2 protein-coding genes and 1 pseudogene are annotated in these 2,951 nt (G+C 58.2%); 2 read left to right on the top strand and 1 reads right to left on the bottom strand.

Annotated features, from left to right (window positions below; all coding sequences use genetic code 11):
* A pseudogene (locus GGD53_RS32085) lies at nucleotides 1-187 on the bottom strand (hypothetical protein); the annotation flags it as partial.
* Nucleotides 188-275: 88 nt separating this feature from the next.
* On the opposite strand from GGD53_RS32085, the gene istA reads away from it, so the two are divergent.
* Complete coding sequence (istA, locus tag GGD53_RS31370; RefSeq protein WP_085861389.1) at nucleotides 276-1,562, top strand: IS21 family transposase; 1,287 nt, start codon at nucleotides 276-278, stop codon at nucleotides 1,560-1,562.
* Nucleotides 1,562-2,362 (top strand): IS21-like element ISSme2 family helper ATPase IstB, encoded by an 801-nt coding sequence (istB, locus tag GGD53_RS31365; protein ID WP_085861388.1) that lies wholly within the window; start codon nucleotides 1,562-1,564, stop codon nucleotides 2,360-2,362. The genes istA and istB overlap by 1 nt, the downstream gene beginning before the upstream one ends.
* Nucleotides 2,363-2,951: the final 589 nt, after the last annotated feature.

Genomic DNA, 2,951 nt, shown 5'->3' with positions numbered 1-2,951 from the left:
TGTCGCTGGCAAGAGCTTCATCGTGGTCTGATTGCCGCTCCGCGACAAACTGTGCGGTGCCTTTGATTGTCGCGAATGAGGCTGGCCTGCCGCGCTGGCGTTTGGCCTCCATGGCGGAACGTCGTCGACAGCTTTCGACGTTCATTTCGAAGATCGTTGCGTGATGAACAAGTCGGTCCACCGCGGCACCCGCCCGCAGGTGTCAGGCGAAATGAGAAACTGACCCCCTAACGAAATGAAGAACTGCCCCCTCGTGTGACAACGAGGAGAGATGGATGACAAGTGCGATTTCAGCGCATCCTGCATCGTGGGGAACGATGCAGGGCGAAGATATGCTTGAGGCAGATGAGGTGGTGGCAATGTTGCGGCTGCACGAGCTTGGTTGGGGTGCCAAGCGTCTATCGAAGGAATTTGGATGTGCTCGCAACACTGTCCGTCGATATCTTCGTGAGGGTGGAGCGGTACCCTTCAAGAAGCCGGTTCGGAGGAGTGCTTTTGATGGCCTTGATGATTGGCTTCGTGAACGCTTCTTTCGCCATGATGGCAATGCCGATGTGATCCGGCAGGAGCTGGCGAGCGAGCATGGAATTATCATCGGTTTGCGTTCGGTAGAGCTTCGAGTCCGGGAATGGCGGCGGGAACTCAAGGCGCAAAAGCGTGCGACAGTGCGGTTTGAAACGCCGCCTGGTCGTCAGTTGCAGATCGACTTCGGGCAGACGCGTGTCTGGATCGGTGACGAGCGGCTTCGGGTAAACGTCTTTGTCGCCACGCTAAGCTATTCCAGACGCATTCATATCCGTGCCTCATTGAGAGAAGGGCAGACAGATTGGTTCGAGGGGATGGAAGGCGCGTTTCTTCGGTTTGGCGGCGTTCCCGTTGAGGTTTTGCTGGATAATGCGAAGGCACTTGTCGAACATCACGACGCGGTTAGCCGGGAGGTTCGCTTCAATGCGCGACTCTGGGCGTTTGCCCGTTACTGGGGCTTCGCGCCACGCGCTTGCGCTCCCTACCGGGCGCGAACAAAGGGGAAGGACGAGCGCGGGGTCGGGTACGTCAAGAAGAATGCTATCGCTGGTCGCCGGTTTGAGAACTGGGCTTCGTTCGAGGCGCACCTTGACCGATGGATACGAGAGATCGCAGACCGACGAGAACACGGCACGACTGGTGAAGCACCAATTGAACGCTTTGCTGCGGAGGCCGAAGCCCTTCGGCCGCTATCCGGCCGCGCACCGTTTGGACAACTACGCGACCTCGTGCGCAAAGTGCAGGCGGACTGCGCCATCGATCTCGACACAAACAGCTATTCCGTACCCTGGCGTCTCATCGGCGAGAGCGTCCAAGTCGTTGTATTGGCTGGCCGTGTAATTATCCGTCACGCTGGCCAGGTTGTGGCCGATCATCCTCTCTGCCAGGGACGGCGACAACGGATCGTCGACCGGGATCACTTTGTTGGCGTCGCGGGTAGCGAAGGACTGGTTCGCACCGCTCCAGTCGAGCTGGCACCAGCCGCCTTGCTGCGACCTCTTGCGGAATACGAGGCCGTTGTTGGAGGTGGCTGGTGATGACGACCGTCGATCACGATTTACTCATCGCGACACTCGATCGGCTAAAGCTGACGGCGATCCGCGATCAACTCGACACGTTGCTGGACGAGGCGGCCCGCTCGAAGATGACGTTGCGCGAAGCTCTGGCGTTCCTGGTCTCACGAGAGATTGCCCGGCGCGATGAACGGCGCATCTCGATGTCGAGCAAGTTGGCGCAGTTCCCCTGCGTACGCGAACTCGATGGCTTCGACTTCGAGGCACAGCCCTCGCTGGATCGAGGACAGATCAGGGAGCTGTCAACCTGCCGCTGGATTGCTCACGGCGACACCGTCCTATTCCTCGGACCTCCGGGCACCGGTAAGACGCACCTTGCTGTCAGTCTTGGCCGAGAAGCAATCCGCCAGAACTACAACGTTCAATTCGTCACGGCGGCCACTCTGGTTGCGATGCTCGCCAAGGCCCATAACGATGGCTCATTGGACAAGCAGTTGACAATCCTATCGCGGCCGAAACTGCTGATCATCGACGAGCTGGGATATCTGCCCTTCGAAGCTAACGCCGCCCACCTGTTCTTCCAACTGGTCTCTCGCCGCTATGAAAGGGGATCGATCCTGATTACCTCCAATCGATCGGTCGGAGAGTGGGGGAGCGTCTTTGGAGACCCTGTCGTCGCCACCGCGATATTGGACCGCCTGCTGCACCATTCGACGGTGATCACCATCCGAGGTGATAGCTACAGGCTTCGCGAAAAGCGCCGTTCCGGCCTTCTGCAGAAGGCCGGAACAGCGCTTGAGACAAACGAAACAGCAAATCAATGAAGGGGTCAGTTCTTCGTTTCGCCTACGGGGTCAAATCTTCACTTCGCTTGACAGCAGGCATAGTTTGATAGTTGCAGGATACGTGGTCGGCATCGAGTACCCAACTCACACGTTGGCTCATGATCGCCGCATGAAATGCATCCGGCGCCATGGGCAGGTTTCGTCCTGGCCTGAAGCCATAGTAGAACCCGCAAAGGATAGGCCGTCATAGACGGCACTAAGCACTTCAGCGGCCGCGCCAGCATCCTTCGCACCCGAGGCTCTTCCCGCATCCGTATCTGTCTACACCTCAGATGCGACAGCCGTCGCCTCTTGGGATGCTGGCCAAACGTCACGTTTTGAAGGAAGACTGGCGACGTGCACATTCGATGTCGCCCCCGGCACTGGGGATCGTCTCATCTGGGTTGGCGCGCTGCACGTGGCCGCGTAAAAACGGATTCTCTCTCAACGGTTTGGTGCTTTTTCAAGAACGACTGGCATCTATTGCTCGATCCATCTCCACCCTATTGCAGGAAAAGGTAAATGTCGCTCTGCATGCCTGATGGCCCCAGAGTGGCCGTGTAGGGCACACCATGGATACTGAAGTTGG

It is taken from the genome of Rhizobium aethiopicum, from assembly GCF_014197535.1.
GTDB classification, from domain to species: Bacteria; Pseudomonadota; Alphaproteobacteria; order Rhizobiales; family Rhizobiaceae; genus Rhizobium; species Rhizobium aethiopicum_A.
Note: the sequence above shows the minus strand (reverse complement) of the source record. Positions and strands in the feature narration are given on the sequence as shown.